Genomic DNA, 18,176 nt, shown 5'->3' with positions numbered 1-18,176 from the left:
ATTTAATTTTCAATAAAAATACCTTTGAAGTCTTTTGAAAGTAAAGGAAAATTGGCATCTCTTTCAGAGATAGCCGTTGGTAGCATTATCCAAGAAATATTGAGCATTAAATCATTGTATCTTAAACCTCGTTCTGCACTTGGCGTGTAAAAATTTGTGTGATGATACAAAATTTCTGTATCATCTTCTAAGGTTTGAAAGCCATGTGCAAAACCTTCAGGAATAAGTAGCATTCTTTTATTTTCTGCTGAGAGTTCTACTGCATAGTGTTGTAAAAAAGTAGGCGAATTTTGGCGAATATCTACCACTACGTCTAAAATTTTTCCTTTAATACACCGTACTAACTTCGTTTCAGCAAAAGGTGGTTCTTGATAGTGCATTCCTCTGATAGTTCCTTTTAGTTTATTGATAGAGTGATTGAGCTGAGCAAATTCCTTTGAAAAACCTATTTTTTCAAATTCTTTTTTGCAAAAAAACCTAAAAAACAAGCCTCTTTCATCTTGAAAGGGTTTAGGCGTAATGAGCCAAAGATTTGATAAAAGTGTATGTTCAAATTCAAATAGCATTATTGTAGCCAAATAGTTTGTTGTTGTTGAGCGTCAGTGAGGTATTCGTATAATTGTTGTTTTGAAATTATATGCCCATTTTCTACAAATTCTTTGTACCATTCTGCTGTTTTCTGAATGGCTGTATCTACGTTCCAAATAGGCTTCCATCGCAATTCTGTTTTTGCTTTGCTGCAATCTAATTTCAAAATTTGAGCTTCTGGCAAATGAGAACTTTCGTATTTTATTTTAATTTTGGGCAAAAACTGATTTATTTTCCCTAAAACTTGTTCAACAGCGACTGCATCATTCTCATCTGGTCCGAAATTCCAAGCGGTGGCAAAGTTATCTTTTTTTTCTAATAATCTTTGCCCGAGCAGAAGATAAGCGGCAATAGGTTCTAAGACATGTTGCCAAGGTCTAACTGACTTGGGATTTCTAATGATTAGAACTTCTTGATTTTGATAAGCCTGCATAATATCCGGTATCAATCTGTCTTTTGCCCAATCGCCACCGCCTATTACATTTCCTGCCCTTGCAGTAGCTAAAAGAATTTGGTTTTCTTTTAAGAAAGACTTTCTAAAAGATTCTGTCATTATTTCTACACAGGCTTTGGAGGCACTGTATGGGTCGTTTCCGCCCAATCGGTCTATTTCTCGGTATCCCCAGTACCATTCTTCGTTTTGGTACACTTTATCAGTAGTAATAGAAACAATTGCCTTGATAGAGAAAATTTTAGTACAAATTTCATAAAGATTGAGCGTACCTATCAGATTGGTTTGAAAGGTGTAGATAGGATTTCGGTAAGACTCTCGCACCAAAGATTGAGCCGCTAAATGAAATACAATATCGGGTTGGCTTTCTTGTATGGCTTTATTTAATTCTTCGTAGTTATTCAGGTCTTGAAAGTAGTTTTTTATAGGCAAGTTTAGACTTTCAAAATGTTGGTTTTTATCGTTTAGAGGCAATGAATAACCAATCACGTCTGCTCCTAATTCTTTGAGCCATAGGCAGAGCCAAGTGCCTTTGAAGCCTGTATGTCCCGTTACAAATACTTTTTTATTTTGATAAATATTTCCAAAAAATTTTAATGCCATACTTTCCACTTGGCTTGATTGGTATTCCAGAGATTTTCTAATTCAATTTTATCTCGCAAAGCGTCCATACATTTCCAAAAACCTGTGTATTTGTAAGCTACAAGTTCTCTATCTTGCGAAAGTTTTTCTAAGGGCATATCTTCCCACATGATTTCATCAATGTTAGGGTGATTGAGATACGCAAAAACTTTTGATTTTAATACAAAAAAACCGCCGTTAATCCATCTGCCATCGCCTTTGGGCTTTTCTTTGAAAATTTTTACCTCTCCATTCTCATCTAATTCCATGCCTCCGAAGCGGGCTTCGGGTTGTATAGCGGTTACAGTAGCTATTTTGTTATGCTCTCGATGGAAATCTACTAATTGATTGATGTCAATATCTGAAACGCCATCGCCGTAGGTTAGCATAAAATCATCATCTTGAATGTACTTCTCTATGCGTTTGAGTCTGCCAGCCGTTTTAGTATTTAGACCTGTATCTACAAGGGTAATATTAAATGCTTCGGAGTCAGTTTTATGGACTTTTACATTATTGTTTTTGAGTTCTATGGTAATGTCGGAGTTGTGTAAAAAATAGTTAAAGAAATACTCTTTAATCATATAACTCTTATATCCCAAGCATACAACAAAGTCATTGAACCCAAAATGGCTATATATTTTCATGATGTGCCAAAGCATAGGCTTTCCCCCAATTTCTACCATCGGTTTGGGGCGAGCTTCGGTTTCTTCCATTAGGCGAGTTCCCAGTCCGCCTGCAAAAATGACTACTTTCATATAATTTGAGTTTGCCACTCTAATTTAGGGCGAATCACTCCGGGAATAGCTTGATTATATAAATTATCTCGCCCATTAACATTTTCTATCACATTAAAAACAATAGCCTCTTTATCAAAAAAGTGGACTTTTAAAGGAATCATTGTTGATAAAGCTATTCCTGCGATATAAGTGCCGTCGTTAAGTAAGTGAGAGGGAATCCAGAGAATAGTTTTGTATCTTCCTTTATGAGTCAAGTTCTTAGATGATTTTTCACCTGAAACAAAAACGCATTCACCTTTAGAATTATACAAATGAATGTTAGGTATTTTTTCTGCGCCGTTCTTTACTACTTCGTATTCATACTCAATGCCAAATTTTTGAGAAATATCTACAACCGTTATATGATTGTAATTTTCATCTATAAGTTTTGCGGAGATTAATCTTGCCTCATCGTCTCCTAAGTAAGTGTTCCACTCTCGGATAGTTACATTAGCATTTTCATTAGACAAATACTTATTTATAGCCGCCCTTACATTTCCAATGAATTCTATCTTACCATTTCTTAAATAAATCCCTGTTGAGCAAAGGCTATTGACGCTTACCATATTATGGCTCACAAACAGCACCGTCTTGCCCTCTCCCGTACTTACATCCTTCATCTTGCCAATACACTTTTTTTGGAACTCTGCATCGCCTACGGCAAGTACTTCATCTACTATCAAGATGTCAGATAGTAAATGTGCCCCTACTGCAAAGGCAAGGCGGACGTACATTCCACTGCTGTAACGTTTTACGGGAGTATCTATGTATGCTTCTACACCTGCAAAGTCTATGATTTCGTCTAAGTGTCGCGTGATTTCGTGGCGAGTCATGCCTAAGATAGCCCCATTCAGGTAGATATTTTCCCTTCCTGTCAGTTCCCCGTGAAAGCCTGTACCTACCTCTAAGAGACTGGCGATACGCCCTTTGACTTTGACCTGTCCTTTGGTAGGGGTGGTGGTTTTAGAAAGTATTTTGAGCAGGGTAGATTTCCCCGCTCCGTTTTTCCCAATAATACCTACGATTTCTCCTCGCTTTACTTCAAAGTTGATGTCTTGCAAAGCCCATACATAGCGAGCTTTGAGATGTTTCATGCTCTCGCTGTCTTTGATATTGGCAAGTTCATTGCTGGTGATATACTGCTCGTAAGGGTCAGGTTTACCTCTTAGCTTTGCCCACCAGCTGGCTACGTCCTCTTTGAAGGCTTGCCTGTCGACTGTACCAAGTCGGTATCTTTTATATAAGTTTTCTACTTTGAGAACTACGTCTGACACTTTGGGGAGTTATGGGTTATGAATTATAAGTTATCAGTTATGCGGTATCAAAATTTTTGCCAAAAGAGCATAAAAGGCATAAAAGAAATCTAACTCCTGAAATGCCTTTTTGCAACTTTCTCTAAAACAATATGAAATAATAATAATTCTTGGTCAAGTAATTAAAACTTTACTTCAAACTTCCTATCATTTCCTCTGGTCTTACCCATTCATCAAACTGCTCATTGGTAAGATAGCCAAGTGCCAAAGCGGCTTCTCGAAGCGATGTTCCTTCTTTGTGGGCTTTCTTAGCAATCTCTGCCGCTTTGTAATAGCCAATGTGTGGATTCAAAGAAGTTACCAGCATCAAAGAATTTTCCAAGTGTCTTTTTAGCAAAGGGTAGTTGGGTTCTATCCCTACTGCACAGTGCTTATCAAAGCTATCGCAAGCATCTCCTAATAAACGAGCAGACATAAGAATATTGAAAATGATGACAGGTTTAAACACATTCAATTCAAAATGCCCATTCATGCCTCCAATGGCTACTGCGGCATCATTGCCTACTACTTGGGCGCAGACCATAGTCAAAGCCTCACACTGTGTAGGGTTCACCTTGCCCGGCATAATAGAAGAACCCGGCTCATTTTCAGGAATCAAAATTTCTCCTATGCCTGAGCGAGGTCCGGAGGCTAACAGGCGAATGTCATTAGCAATTTTCATCAGGCTGACTGCCAACTGCTTGAAAGCACCAGAAAGCCCTACCAAAGCATCGTGGCTTGCTAATGCCTCAAATTTGTTAGGAGCGGTTCGGAAGGGGTGTCCTGTAAGTTCTGCAATTTTTTTAGCTACCAATACATCATATCCTTTGGGTGTATTGAGTCCTGTACCTACTGCCGTCCCGCCTAATGCCAACTCTAATACATGGTCAAGAGCATTTTCTATGGCTTTGATGCCATAGTCTATTTGGGCTACATAGCCTGAGAACTCCATACCTAAGGTCAGGGGAGTAGCGTCCATTAGGTGAGTACGACCTATCTTGATAACGTCTTTGAAGGCTTTTGATTTTTGGTCTAAGGTATTGCGGAGTGCTTTTACCTTGGGGAGCATCTGCTCTACTACAAAAGAGTAAGCCGCAATGTGCATAGCAGTTGGGAAGGTATCGTTAGAGGACTGCGACTTGTTTACGTCATCATTGGGATTAAGTTTTTTCTTTTCGTCCAATAGCGAGCCTCCCAGCAGGACATGGGCACGATAGGCAATGACCTCGTTTAGGTTCATGTTAGACTGCGTACCTGAACCGGTCTGCCAAACTACCAGCGGGAACTCCTCATCTAACTTTCCTGCCAAAATCTCATCGCAGACTTGGGCAATTATGTCTTTCTTATCCGCAGGCAGTACTCCTAATTCATGGTTTGCTAATGCTGCCGCTTTTTTCAAAATGGCAAAAGCACGAATAACCTCTATTGGCATTTTGTGTCCCCCAATCGTAAAGTTTTCTAAGGAGCGTTGGGTTTGCGCTCCCCAATATCTGTCGGCGGGAACTTTGACCTCGCCCATGGTATCTTTTTCTATTCTGTATTCCATAAAGTATTGTAGTTTTGTAAATAGATTATTTCTTTGGCAAATGTACTTCGGCTAACATACAACGCGCACTTCCTCCCCCATTGGTTTCTATGGTATAAAGAGGTGCATACACTATCTTAGAATACTGCTGAATTTGCTCAATCTGCTTTTGGTTAAGCGATTTGTAGGCTTGCTCTGACATCACTAAGAGGCTTTCGCCTTGTGCGTTGTGCAGTTCAAGCATATTTCCAGCAAACTGATTCATTTGAGCAAGAGAAATAGGCACGATTTCTTTTCCTGATTGATGAATAGTAAAAATCACGTTTTCACACTCTTTTTCATCTTTAATAGATTCTAAACAAATCACTACATATTTCTTGGCTACACACATCATTACGTTGGTATGATACACTTCTTTACCATTGGCATCTAAGGAAGTGAAAGTTACTGTCCGATAGCCTAATTTTTGTGCAAAATCTTTTAGCACTTCTGTATGGGTACGTGGCGATAGGCAGGCATAGCAAATCTTATTTTCCCTGTCCAATATCATGCTTCCCGTTCCTTCTAAAAACTTATTTTCTGCCTCGTAGTGCGATAAGTCTATTTCATTGTTGATTTGAAACCCCGTACTGATGAGTTCCAAAATACTTCTTCTGCGTTCCCAACGGCGATTTTCTGTAAGCATAGGATATAGAACCACAGTTCCATCTGCATGAAAACTTACCCAGTTATTGGGAAAAATAGAATCGGGCTTATGCGGTTCGGGAGTATCAAAAACTTGGATAACTTCTACTCCATTATCTTTCAAAATTTTGACAAATCCGTCAAACTCAGCTAAAGCCAAATTTTGTGTTTGCTCGGCATCTGCACTTGCGTTGTTTTGAAAAGTATTGGTCAAGGCTGTTTGTGCATTGTAGGTAAAGCGAACAGGTCGCACCATTAGCACGGTATTAGTTGTTTGCATTGTCATCAACATCTAAGTCTAATTTCTCGCTTCAAAAATCTATATTTTATCCTGCAATTCCAAAATTTTGTTTCTAATCCTCTGTTCTAAAATCATATTTGCGATTGGCTTTCTTTTGTGCATTGACCTTTTTGCTTTTCAGTCGTTCTGCCTTAGCTTGTGGGGGTACTTGGCTTGGTTTGCGTTTTTTAGGAATTGTCAGACATTTGGTCAAAAGTGTATAAAATTTTTTTATTACGTCCTCTTTATTACTTATTTGGCTACGTGTTTTCTGGGAAGATAGTACCAATACTCCTTCACCATTGATATAAGTACTTGCTTTGTTAAAAATAAGGTTTTTCTCCTCCTCTGTTAGCAAATTAGAGCCTTGTATATGGAAGCGTAACTCTACTTTGGTTTCAGTCTTATTGACGTGCTGACCACCCGCTCCACTACTCCGAGCCGTCTGAAACTCCAACTCCTCATAGAAGTCCCTGTTTATCAGTACATTATTTTTTATCAAATCGCTCATGCAAAATAAGTGTTCTTTGAGCTTAGTTCCTAATTTTTTCCAAACCACAATGAAACGAAGAAGTTGTCTGACTGTTCCACTGTGGCAGTTCCACTGTGGCAGTTCCACTGTGGCTTAGAAAGTCAGACCTACAATAAGAATATTTTACTATATCTAAGGCACACTTTCGACCTAATCTAAAATCTCCACACTCAGATAGCTTGGCTGTGAGGCAGAGTGATAAACTCTATGTGTAGCTTTGATAAAGTCGCTTTCTTCTGCTCTATAAATATTATCCACATATTTTTGTGGATTGCGGTCAAAAAGTGGAAACCATGTACTTTGCACTTGCACCATGATTTTATGTCCTTTTTTAAACGTATGTAGCACATCTTGCAAACGAAATTTGAGCGAGGTAACTTGGTTAGCTACAAGCGGCTCAGGCTTCTCAAAACTATTGCGGAAACGACTACGCATAATCTCACTTCGCACCATCTGCTGGTAGCCTCCTAAGTCTATATTCTTCACTTCATCTCTTGGCGTATCATCTGCATAGACATCTATCAGTTTTACTATCCAGTCAGCATCAGTTCCCGTAGTGCTAAAATTCAAATTCACGGTAATTTCTCCTCCTAAGGTAATGTCTTCGGTGAGTACATCTGTTTCAAATACTAAAACGTCTGGTCTTTTGCTGGCAAATCGTTGGTCTTCGCTCATATAAGCTCTTGGCGTGAAGTTTAGCATGGCTCTCAAATTCTCAGAAGAAGGCACAGGTTTGTTAGGGTCGCTGATAAACTCTGAAAAGGAAGTAGTCTGAGTAGGCGCAGAAAAACTCAATTTTTCTTTCTCATGGAAATATAAGTTGGCTTTTCTGGAATTTTTTACTGGGTACTCGCTAAAAGTACGCCATTGCTTTTTCCCTGTATCAAAGAGATAAGCCTCTGGTAAGCCCGTTTTCCCATCGCCTGCGCCTTTAAGGAAATGATTAAAAAACTTTAACTCAATTTCTTTTTGGTAAAAAGTAGAAATGCTATCTCCGAAGTAAATCTGGTTGTGATAGTGCCTTCCCTGCTCTCTCGCCCAGTCCCCATGCCCAAAAGGACCCATAACTACGGTATTGTAAGTGTTCGGATTATTTTTCTCCAAAGTTTTATAGATGTTCAAGGGTCCGTAGAGGTCTTCTGCATCAAACCAGCCTCCTACGGTCATCATGGCGTGTTTCACATTTTTTAAATGCGGAAGGATATTGCGTTTTTGCCAAAATTCGTCGTAGTTGGGGTGTTCTACTATTTCTTTCCAAAAGAAGTTATTAGGATAGTATTTATCTCCATTTTTCAACGAGCCTAAGCGTTTGTAAAACTCAAAGCCGTCAGGTGTAGGTGATTTAGGAAAATCATTGGTGTACCAAGCCTGTGGGGTAGGCTGAGGGTGTTGCACGCCAAAGACGGGAAAGGTCAAGAAATAACCCAAAGTAAACACTCCGTTGTGGTGAAAGTCATCAAAAAAGAAGTCCGCAATAGGGGCTTGAGGCGAGGAAGCCTTGAGGGCTGGGTGCTGTGCCAAAGCACTTGCGATGGTGTAAAATCCAGGATAAGAAATACCCCATTGTCCTACTCTTCCATTGTTATATTTCACATTTTTGAGCAACCACTCTATCGTGTCATAAGTATCAGATGCTTCATCTACTTCTGTTTTAGCCTTCTTGTTTGGCAAATGGGGAGTCATATTTGTCCAAGTCCCCTCAGACATCCAACGCCCCCTTACATCTTGATAGACAAAGATATACTTTTCCCTCATCGCATAACGCGAAGGTCCCAGAGTCAGTTCATATTTGTCTATGCCATACGGTTCTACGCTGTAGCAAGTGCGTTGCATCAGGATAGGGTACTTTTTGCTATCGGAAGCATCTTTAGGGACATAGACCGTAGTAAATAGTTTAATGCCATCACGCATCGGAATCTGGTACTCATACTTCTGATAGTTTTCTCTTACAAAAAGAGAGTCTTGTTGACGAATACTGAGTACACTTTGGGCAGAAAGTGTATGGACAAAAGCCCAAGTAATGAATAAAAAAAGTAAAAGTTTCTTCATTTTCAAATAGATTTTTTGATTAAAAGCTGTCGGCAAGTTAGGAAAAAGAATAAAATAGTGAAACCAAAAATCTTTTTATAATTAGTTAAAATTTTGTCCTGTATCTATTTTTAGTACAAAGCTTGTAATAAAAAAGGTAATAGATAACCTGTAACATTAGGTATTTTATGAGGAAATTAATCGTAAAAAAAATGTAGTTTTACAATAAATTTTGACCTCAATACTCGGCTAATTCAAACAATAAATACTATGAGAAAGATAATAATAATAGGTTTACTAATGAGTATATACAACGGCTTATATGCTCAGAACCGCAATGACGATGCCCCTCTCAATGACAATAATCGGGAGAGAGAATACTATAGCAATGGAAATCTAAAAGCAGAAGGAGAACGCATCAATGGAAAGAAGCAAAATTACTGGTATTACTACTACCCTAACGGTACTATTAGTGCTTTTCAGAGATACACTAACGACCTCTTAGATGGGCTTTGCAAGTACTACGATACCAATGGGGTATTGGAACGTGCTGAGAATTGGAAGAATGGCGTACAAGAAGACTCGACCTTTCATTACTATCCTAACGGAGAAGTCAAAAAAAAGGGTATTTTCAAAAATGGCATGTACGAAGGAGTGTGGATTCACTACAACGAAAATGGTACTTTGAAACAAAAAGGTACATACACAGAAGGGTTGCCTCATGGAGAATGGGAGATTTATAATGAAAATGGGGTACTTATTCAAAAAGGGCAATACAAAGACAACAAAGAGGAAGGACTGTGGCAGTTTTTTGATGACAAAGGCAGAATTACTTACGAAGGTTATTTTAAAAATGGAGAAAAAGTAGGAGAATGGTACAAGTTCTCTAAAAGTGGCAAAAAAAAGAAATATGATTATTCTAAGGAGCAGTAAAGTAAGGAAAACTTACTTTACCGTTCCCTTCATCTCATATATTTAGCCAATAGGTCAGTTTTAAAACCACGCCTCTGTTTTTTACCCTAAAAACATCAGCAAAATAGTTGTCCGTATAGACAATAAATAAATCAGAAACAGGTTTGAATCTCCATTGGAAACGTGTGTTGATATTAATATTATTGATTTGGCTATTGTATTGGAAATAAGCAGTCAAGAATAGATTTTTGGAGAAAGTAACATCAAATTTGGGACCTAATAGGTACAGGTCGGTGCTGGAATAAGGTTCAGGAAATCTCAACCTGTTGTAGGTATAGTCTAAGGAAAAAATAACATAAGGCTGCAAGCGGTAGTTAAGTGTACCTGTAAGATTAAACCTATTACCATTGAAATATTCTCCCATGTATCCTGTAGAAGTGAGAAAAAAGTTTTTGCGCTGGTCAGAGGTATAGTCAAAATTAAAACTATTATAAGTATAAGCTGTTCCTTGAGCCAACTTTTTCCCCCCTGTATTAGTAGGGTCAAAAGGGAAGAAAAGGTAAGTATAGTTGCTCGCCCACCAAAACGCAAGTTCTGCGGTATTTTGCAAGCGGAAAGCCAGACCAAGCCAAAGTCCTCTATCTGTATTCAAATTTTCTCCATTCCATATAGAACTAAACTCTGAATAAATATTAATGCGATTGATTAATTTTGATTTAGGAAAAAAGAAATAGACAAAAATAGGATTGATTTGCTTAAAATCTCTCCTTGGGACGTAGCCTACCTGAGCATCAAAACTTTTCCCAACCATTTGGTGATTCCATTCTACTCTGATGTGCGGCTTGCTATACACGAGGCTTGCTCCATGTGCAAACTGCTCATTGTTAGCTTGTTCTTTGGAAGTTAGGGTTTGGTGATAAAAAAACTTACCTGTCCAAGTATTATTCGCAGAAGCAAGGTTATAGTCCAGCCCCATAAGACGATTGAACTGACTAAAACCTGTGGAATCGGCATGAGCAATAGCAAAATTTTCTTTATTGACAAAAATTCCCCCAATATTTGAGCGGCTAAAGACCTTACGCTGTATAGCCGCAACTGTATAATTATAGCTTGGTAATCCAATACCTGCATCTTTCGCCGCTTGCATATTCATTAGCCCTACTCGCCAGTTTTTATCTAATCGCCCACTCAGTCTTGCCCCAAACCAAATAGGATTTTGCAAGTTTTGCCCTGTGTTTTTATCTATGGCAATACCAATTCTACGAGAAAAAAAAGGTCTAATCCTCGCATTGCCAAAATCTGAAAACAAATCAGCATTTTCTAAAAAAAATTGCCTTCGCTCAGGGAAAAATATCTCAAAGCGGTCAAGATTAGTAACCTGCCTATCTACTTCTACTTGCGAAAAATCAGGATTGATGGTCAAATCTAAGTTCAAAGAAGGAGTAACACCAATTTTGGCATCGCCTCCTACCCCACTTACCGTATTTTGTGGAGTACCTGCTAAGTGATTTTTTGACACCCCGCCTGTAACAAAAGGAATTACGGCAACATTTGCACTTGGTTTTTTCAAAGGGGCGTCCCAAACTAACTCTCCTGTATAGGCAAGACTATAAAGTTGAAAATTGCGAGGTACGTGTGACCAGACTGAGCGTTCATTGTACTTGCTATCTATGCGATAAAAGTTTACTCTCCAAGTAGTTGCACCTTCCTTGAAGCGAAGAGTTTTAAAAGGAATAGCCATTTCTACTGTCCAACCATTTTCTGTAATTTTTGCCTCTGAATACCATTTATTATCCCAAGAAAGCGAGAGGTCAGTCTGCAAAGTACCTCCATTAGCTATTAGACCTTCTCGCTGAACCCCGTAGGGATTAGTCCCAAAGAAAAACGCATTAGTTTGGTCTTGGAAAGGGTCAAGGACTAAACTAACTCCGTCTGCAGCAGGGCTTCGGTAGTCCCTGCGTAAAGAATTAGTGATGAATTTGCCTTTTATATTGTGATAGCATATCGCACTAAAGTAAATAAAATGCTCATCATAAGTGAAACGGACTTCTGTTTTGGCGATAGAAAGTGAGCTATCAAAAGGGAAATATTGGTTAAAATCTTTAGCGACTTCTGCCATTTCCCAGTCTTTTTCTTCTACAAGCCCATCTACGTGCATTTTTCCTGTGGCACGTTTGATATGGATTTGGCGAGGGCTACCATTCTGCCCTAAGGCAAGATATACATTTCCCAAAAATAACAAAGAAAAGAAGGACACACTACTAAGTATGACACTGATTTTGTAAAGGTGCTTCATCAAAATTTAGACAGAAAAAGAGTTTGAAAACAAATATTGCGATAAAGTAGGACAGAAAATAGGTTGTTGTATTGGCTTGTAGCATATTTAACCCACAAAGATAAAAAATTAAAGCCATAATAGCCATACAAATCAATAAATAATAAGAACTTAGTTGGTAAAGGCATTTTTATATTCTATGAGTCTATGTTTTGTTAGGTTATTTCCAAATTCTTTCACATCTATAAAACCTAATACATATCTCTCCGTTAAATTTGATATACCTTGAAACTATCAAATACATAGTACTAACTATTCATCTATCATATTCTAATAAACTTATGAAAAATAATTCGGTTCTTTCTATCTTATTAATAACAGGCTTGTTTATTCTAACAAGTTGTGCCACGGTCAAGCAAGACGAAGTAGGCGTAAAACGTAGGTTCGGCAAACTCGTTCCCAAAGTCTTGACACCGGGCTTGTACACTTTTAATCCGTTCTTTGCTACTGTGCTAAAAGTACCCACTCGGACTATCAACATGCAAATTATGCTGGAGGCACTTCCCTCCAAAGAAGGTCTGACGATAGCCTCAGAGTTAGCAATTTTGTACCACGTCAAACCAGAGCAGGCAGTCAAAATTTTGGCATCTGTGGGACGTATTTCTAATGGAGAGCAGATTATCCTCAGTGTGCTAAGGTCGGCAGCTGCCGATGTTACCTCTAAGTTTTTTGCCAAAGATATGCACACCTCAGAGCGAGAAAATATAGAGAAAGCTATTGCCGCCAAAATGACAGAAATATTGGGAGATAGAGGCTTTGTGATTGAAAACGTACTACTTAAAAGTATTCGCCTACCAAGTGGGTTAGCCAAAGCAATAGAAGAAAAATTGGAAGCAGAGCAGGAAGCGCAGAGAATGGAGTTTGTTCTGAACAAAGAAAGGAGAGAAGCAGAACGAAAAAGAGTAGAGGCAGAAGGAGTAAGAGATGCGCAAATCATCATTTCAGAAGGTTTAAATGATTTGCTGATTCAATATAAAAGCTTGGAAGTGATGCAAAACCTCGCTACCTCGCCTAATGCTAAAATTATCATTACCGATGGGAAAACGCCTTATCTAATAAATCCAAATGAACAAGTAAATACACAACAAAGAGTACAAACGCCTACATCAAACACTACTTCTACTCCGACTAAGGCAAGTAGCAACTCCAACAGACGTAAAACAGATTAAGCCAAAAAAATAGCATCTATGAGAATTTACCCTCCATAAATGCTATTTTTTATTTTATCAATAAGTACCACTTACCTCCTAAAACCCAGCACTGCTGCGCCGCAATAACTATTAGTATCCTTAAATGAAAAGTTAAGGTAATAAATTCCCGTAGCCTTGCACTTGTAAGTCCAGCCGGGGAAAAAACGATTGTTCACATGGCTTGTAGCTAATTCTTGACGATTAGAGTCAAAAAGAGTAGCTACGATTCCATTAGGTCCTCCATCTTTACTTTCCATTCTTATCATATAGCTTGTATCCTTACTAAACACACAAGTATATTCTATATTTTTGCGTACACCATTTCTTCCATCAATTTTATAGCTTTTTACAAAAGTAAAACCCGCTTGGAGTGCTTTGAGGGCTTTATTACTATAAAGTTCTGAGTCGCATTGGGCAAAAGCAGTCGTAGAACCTAATAAAGGGCATAGGACAATAAGGGATACGAGGATAATATTTTTCATACTCAATTTAGATTTATGATTGGTTATTTAACTATTTTATTCCTGATAGACTTCACCAAACTGGTGATTTTTTCTACATCAGTATCAGAGATATTCACAATGGTTTGTGTATCAGTTTCTACGACTAACTCTCCATTGCGCTCTATTGTTTTTGTTTTACCCATCACAGTCTTCATCTCTACGCCGCTGTAAATTTTTTGCAGTTCTTTCAAATCGTTGATAAGTGTGGAAAAATTAGCCTTTGTCTTGTAGATTTCCAAAACTACTAAAATTTGCTCTAATACAATCTTCTGCTCCCCTATTTTTTCCTTCAATTTGACATTTTTGGTATCCTGATGTACTAAACTTGTCAAATAGATTGCTTCTACCCAGCCACCTGTTAAAATCAAGATACTCAAATATTCTTGCTTCTTTTCTCTCAAATGATAATTTATTTTTTCAAAGTTTTGCTGGGTAAGTTGCAACAAAGCATCAATGTTACCGCTATTAGAAGCTAACTGCTTAATAGTTTCATAGTCAAAAAACTGTCCTATGCTCAAATTATCTGCTAATTTCTTCACACAGTTCAAAAAACTCAACACATCTTGATTTCTGCCGTACAGGTTTGCATACCCCAAATCTGTAGCATAAGCACCAAGGTTAAGAGCTTGCTGATAGCTTGTATTGTAATTACTTACAAAATCAGGATTATTAAGGTTTGCCGAGTTGTATTTAGTGCCTACCTCTTTGATGAGGAATGAAATTTCAAGAGGAGAAGGTATTGCATCAAGAATCTCAGAAATAATATCCTCAGAAACTTGTGATGTGGGTGGGGTTTCTTCCGTCGTTACCTTGTCGTTTACCTCTTCCGTAGAAGCATTATTATTTCCACAACCTAATAATAACGCTAAAACAAACATGAAATATAATTTTTTCATAGAAAAAAATAATCTTTTAAAATGTTAGACTATCTGAATTACAAATATGTAAAAAATGATTAAATAACACAACGATTATTGAGTGAAATAATCTTTAATTTAATTTATTTATCAAAAAAAAAGCCAAAGTTATAAACCCTATTCAGTAGTTTCCAAATCCGCTTTCTCAGATGCTTTAATTTTTTCTCTTTTATTACTTGTAGCACTTGTTTTCTCTGCTATTTTTCTTTTACGCGCTTCTTTTCTCTTCTTGAAAAACTCTTTGATTTTATCTGAGATACCTAAGTTGATTTTAACTTTGCTACCCATATGCACAAGTTTACTTAGCCAATCAAAATAAAGACAAACATATAGGAAGATAGTCATTGTCCAGATGACCGCTGTATTAAAATTATAGGTGTAATAATACTTTCCCATAAAATGCTTCATAGGAGCGAAGAAGTGAGCGCGATAATCGACTAAACCACTAATATCATCAGGAATATGAAATATGGGGTCTATTTGCTGAACAATGCGATTATTGGCAATGACTGTACGCTCTTTGATATTGACATTTTTTACAAAGTCTGCTAAGTATTCATTGTAATGCTCATTCTTCAGTTGGTTCAGGTCTATTTGCTTTTTACTTCCTTCTTGAAGGGCAAAAATCAAAGAATCCATGCTCTCAGTAGCAGTGCGTTGCATATTATTGTAATAATCTTTGATACGTCCCAAAATATTATTAAGTGTCGATACAGTAGTGCTATCAAAATTATTAGAAACAAGTAATTTATTGAGGTCTAATTTTGCTATCTCTTTTCCATAGTACTTGTTCCTACTTTCCTTCATCAGTTCGTTTTTAATCAAAAGTAGGTTCTCCTCTAATAATCTTTTGCTGCTATCGTCTTTTTGGGTAGCATAAAGGGCAGAGTTGTTAATGGCTTTTTCTATCTGCTCCATCCAGAAAGAAGTCTTGTAGTTGGCTACACTTTTTACTCTCTCTATGTCATAGAGCATTTTTTGATAATTATTGTTTTTAAACTGCTCTACACAAAGTGCTTCGTAAGCCCAACGCGAAACCCATATATCTGCAATATAAGGTACTTTGCCTTTTTCGGTTACTGCATTATTTAGTTTCTCGAAACTAAAAATACCCCCACTCAAAATCATTTGAGGAATCAACAACAAAGGAATAAGAATATAAACAGTAATAGCAGAATCGAATGCGGCAGAGATATTTAAGCCAAGCACGTTGGCAAAGCAAGAAACTGAAAATAAAACTAACCAATATTCAAAATTCATTCCCTCTATGTCCAAAATATAGTTGCCTATAAGAACGAAAGAATAAGTTTGTATTGCCGACAGAGAAAATAAAATGAGCAACTTAGATATTAAATAACTCGACCTACTAAGGTTTAGGAAAGACTCCCGCTTCAAGATTTTCCTATCTCTAATAATTTCCTCTGCACTTACGGTCAAGCCCATAAAAAGAGCTATAATAATACATATTAGAATATAAGCAGGAATATTGTCATTATACCTAAATACATATTCTCCCATGCCAAGCGCATCTTTGTATCTGATAATGATAGACATTAGGAAGGCTAAGAAAGGAGCTTCTAAGAGATTGATAGTCATGTATTGGCTATCACTAAGCTTAGAAAGTGCATCTCTTGTAGAAAAAATCAGAGTTTGAGCAAATTTGGAAGGAATATCTAAGGTTTTAGGAGGTTTTTCCCTTATATCTTCTACTCTTGCCACTCTAAAATTTTCTTGATACATCTGATGCCATTCCGTAGGAGTAATCTTACGCTTATTGGTATATTCGCCGTACTCATCAACTACCTGAGCCTCAATGATGTTAAACATTTGCTCTGGCGTACCCTGTTCGCTGCCTATTTGGCGTACTGCTCGCTTAAAGTAAGCAATTCCTTCCAAGGGGTTGCCGTAGTAGATAGGATAACCTCCTGTGTCCAAGATGAACATTTCATCAAACATCTTGTAAATATCCAAAGAAGGCTGATGAATCACTACAAAAATTAACTTACCTTTTAAAGACAATTCCTTGAGTAAGTCAATTACATTTTCAGAATCTCGTGAAGATAAACCTGAGGTAGGCTCATCAACAAATAAAATAGCAGGTTCTCTAATGAGTTCCAGCGCAATATTCAAACGCTTACGCTGTCCCCCACTAATCTTTTTATTAAGGACATTGCCTACTTTGATGTCTTTTATCTTATCTAAGCCCAAACTTGAGAGTACACTATTGACTTTTTCCTCAATCTGCTCATTAGTAAGGCTTTTAAAGCAAAGTTTAGCGTTATAGTATAGGTTTTGAAAAACAGTGAGTTCCTCTATCAAAAGGTCATCTTGTGCGATATAGCCAATGATGCCTTCTAAGTTTTTCTTTTCGTCAGGGTCATGTAGGTTAAAGCCGTTAATCAGCACTTTTCCCTTAGAGGGTACAGTCAGACCCGCTAAAGCATTGAGCATGGTAGTTTTACCCGCTCCACTGGCACCCATGATGCCTATGAGTTTGCCTCGATTCTCAGAAAGATTGACATTGCGCAGACCTATCGTTCCATTAGGAAATTTGAACTCTAAGTCATACACGTTAAAAGAAATTCTTTGCTGATTTAAACCTTCTGTAAACTGATTAACTAAGTCGCTATAATAAAGAGGCTTGCCTTTGGGGGTTTTAAAAATACTACCATGGGAGTATAGATAAATTGCATTTTTCTTTACTAAGATACCATTCAGGAAAATATCATCGTTTCCTGTATAGCGAGTAAAGTATAAATCTACGCTTTTTACACGGATAAAAATAATTTCCCCGTCCAAAGCACCAGAGTCTATGTATTTCCTCTTACTTTCTGCGGGGGGCATTTCGTCATCAAATATAAGTATATCTTCTGAATCTAAGGAAGGAGCAGAAGAATGTTCTTCTACGACAAAACTTTCTATGAGTTTGTACTCTGATTTGGGAACTTTGAATACATCAGCAATGGTACGTATGATTTCCATTTTTTGTGCTGTAAAACTTTGGTCAGAGGCTACCATTTCCAAAATTTTAAACAGTACTACCACTTTCTGCTTTTGAGTAAGTGTTTTATTAATTTTCTTCCCAATAGATAATACCTTAACCGCATCGTTTACGCGAGTAGCGCGCTGTTTTACCTTTGCTGAGTCAGTTTCAACATTTTCGTCAAACTCGCCAAACTCTGAGTACTTATCATAACGTGAATTATTTTACATTTTCTTGAATAAATACAATTTGTTTGTCCTCTAATTTTTGTGGATATGCTTTTATGTTTGGTGTTTTTTCCAAAAATGTATAAGCAATTAAGCCTGCCAGCAAATTAATAAGAAAATTTTTAGGGCTTCTGTGCCTTGAATGTTCTATATTTAGTTGATTTTTAAGTACATCGAAAGCAGTTTCTATCAATCCTCTATGCCTTAAATAATAGGCTTGTGGTTCTGTTAATACTTGATTTTTCTTCATATTAGCTCTTAACTTAGTGATTAAGTGCAAGTTTCTTTCTGCAAATTCTTCTTTTAGTGCAGTAATATAACCCTTATCTCCA

Annotated in this window: 15 protein-coding genes; 2 read left to right on the top strand and 13 right to left on the bottom strand. The window is 37.4% G+C overall.

The window, feature by feature from the left end; translation table 11 throughout:
- Positions 1–2: 2 nt before the first annotated feature.
- The 8 genes from rfbC to BM141_RS11375 all read right to left on the bottom strand — a co-directional run bounded on the left by rfbC (position 3) and on the right by BM141_RS11375 (position 8,798).
- The gene (gene rfbC / locus BM141_RS11410) at positions 3–566 is read right to left on the bottom strand and encodes a dTDP-4-dehydrorhamnose 3,5-epimerase (RefSeq protein WP_091545329.1); all 564 of its coding nucleotides are present in this window, start codon (positions 564–566) and stop codon (positions 3–5) included.
- Entirely contained in the window at positions 566–1,642 is a 1,077-nt protein-coding gene (gene rfbG / locus BM141_RS11405; RefSeq protein WP_091545505.1) for a CDP-glucose 4,6-dehydratase, read from the bottom strand. The genes rfbC and rfbG overlap by 1 nt, the downstream gene beginning before the upstream one ends.
- Positions 1,633–2,415: a glucose-1-phosphate cytidylyltransferase gene (gene rfbF, locus BM141_RS11400; protein ID WP_091545327.1), complete on the bottom strand. Its 783-nt coding sequence runs from the start codon at positions 2,413–2,415 to the stop codon at positions 1,633–1,635. The genes rfbG and rfbF overlap by 10 nt, the downstream gene beginning before the upstream one ends.
- A complete protein-coding gene (locus tag BM141_RS11395; protein ID WP_091545325.1) occupies positions 2,412–3,710 on the bottom strand; it encodes an ABC transporter ATP-binding protein in 1,299 nt (432 codons plus the stop codon). The genes rfbF and BM141_RS11395 overlap by 4 nt, the downstream gene beginning before the upstream one ends.
- 169 nt (positions 3,711–3,879) lie before the next feature.
- The gene (gene fumC / locus BM141_RS11390) at positions 3,880–5,274 is read right to left on the bottom strand and encodes a class II fumarate hydratase (RefSeq protein ID WP_091545323.1); all 1,395 of its coding nucleotides are present in this window, start codon (positions 5,272–5,274) and stop codon (positions 3,880–3,882) included.
- A 25-nt stretch (positions 5,275–5,299) separates the two neighbouring features.
- Complete coding sequence (gene ctlX / locus BM141_RS11385) at positions 5,300–6,223, bottom strand: citrulline utilization hydrolase CtlX (protein ID WP_221407670.1); 924 nt, start codon at positions 6,221–6,223, stop codon at positions 5,300–5,302.
- Between the two features lie 67 nt (positions 6,224–6,290).
- Complete coding sequence (gene arfB / locus BM141_RS11380; RefSeq protein WP_245764049.1) at positions 6,291–6,836, bottom strand: alternative ribosome rescue aminoacyl-tRNA hydrolase ArfB; 546 nt, start codon at positions 6,834–6,836, stop codon at positions 6,291–6,293.
- Positions 6,837–6,899: 63 nt separating this feature from the next.
- Positions 6,900–8,798, bottom strand: coding sequence for a CocE/NonD family hydrolase (locus BM141_RS11375; RefSeq protein WP_091545321.1), 1,899 nt, complete (start codon positions 8,796–8,798; stop codon positions 6,900–6,902).
- 249 nt (positions 8,799–9,047) lie between these two features.
- On the opposite strand from BM141_RS11375, the gene BM141_RS11370 reads away from it, so the two are divergent.
- Positions 9,048–9,710 carry a toxin-antitoxin system YwqK family antitoxin gene (locus BM141_RS11370; protein WP_091545319.1) on the top strand — a complete coding sequence of 221 codons (663 nt, stop codon included), beginning with the start codon at positions 9,048–9,050 and terminating at the stop codon, positions 9,708–9,710.
- Positions 9,711–9,744: 34 nt separating this feature from the next.
- Here the strand turns inward: BM141_RS11370 and BM141_RS11365 are convergent, their stop codons facing one another.
- Positions 9,745–11,985 carry a DUF5916 domain-containing protein gene (locus tag BM141_RS11365; RefSeq protein WP_091545317.1) on the bottom strand — a complete coding sequence of 747 codons (2,241 nt, stop codon included), beginning with the start codon at positions 11,983–11,985 and terminating at the stop codon, positions 9,745–9,747.
- A gap of 320 nt (positions 11,986–12,305) precedes the next feature.
- Here BM141_RS11365 and BM141_RS11360 point away from each other — a divergent pair, with 320 nt between their 5' ends.
- Entirely contained in the window at positions 12,306–13,193 is an 888-nt protein-coding gene (locus tag BM141_RS11360; protein WP_091545315.1) for a prohibitin family protein, read from the top strand.
- A gap of 71 nt (positions 13,194–13,264) precedes the next feature.
- Here BM141_RS11360 and BM141_RS11355 read toward each other — a convergent pair whose 3' ends face one another.
- The 4 genes from BM141_RS11355 to BM141_RS11340 form a co-directional block, all read right to left on the bottom strand.
- Complete coding sequence (locus BM141_RS11355; protein WP_091545313.1) at positions 13,265–13,696, bottom strand: hypothetical protein; 432 nt, start codon at positions 13,694–13,696, stop codon at positions 13,265–13,267.
- A gap of 23 nt (positions 13,697–13,719) precedes the next feature.
- Entirely contained in the window at positions 13,720–14,613 is an 894-nt protein-coding gene (locus BM141_RS11350; protein ID WP_091545311.1) for a hypothetical protein, read from the bottom strand.
- 138 nt (positions 14,614–14,751) lie between these two features.
- Positions 14,752–17,616: an ATP-binding cassette domain-containing protein gene (locus tag BM141_RS11345; protein WP_245764048.1), complete on the bottom strand. Its 2,865-nt coding sequence runs from the start codon at positions 17,614–17,616 to the stop codon at positions 14,752–14,754.
- Between the two features lie 220 nt (positions 17,617–17,836).
- Positions 17,837–18,176: transposase (locus tag BM141_RS11340; protein ID WP_143090853.1), on the bottom strand; the 340-nt coding region annotated here is incomplete at its 5' end.

Origin of the sequence: Thermoflexibacter ruber (assembly GCF_900113045.1) — a bacterium.
Lineage (GTDB): Bacteria > Bacteroidota > Bacteroidia > Cytophagales > Thermoflexibacteraceae > Thermoflexibacter > Thermoflexibacter ruber.
Note: the sequence above shows the minus strand (reverse complement) of the source record. Positions and strands in the feature narration are given on the sequence as shown.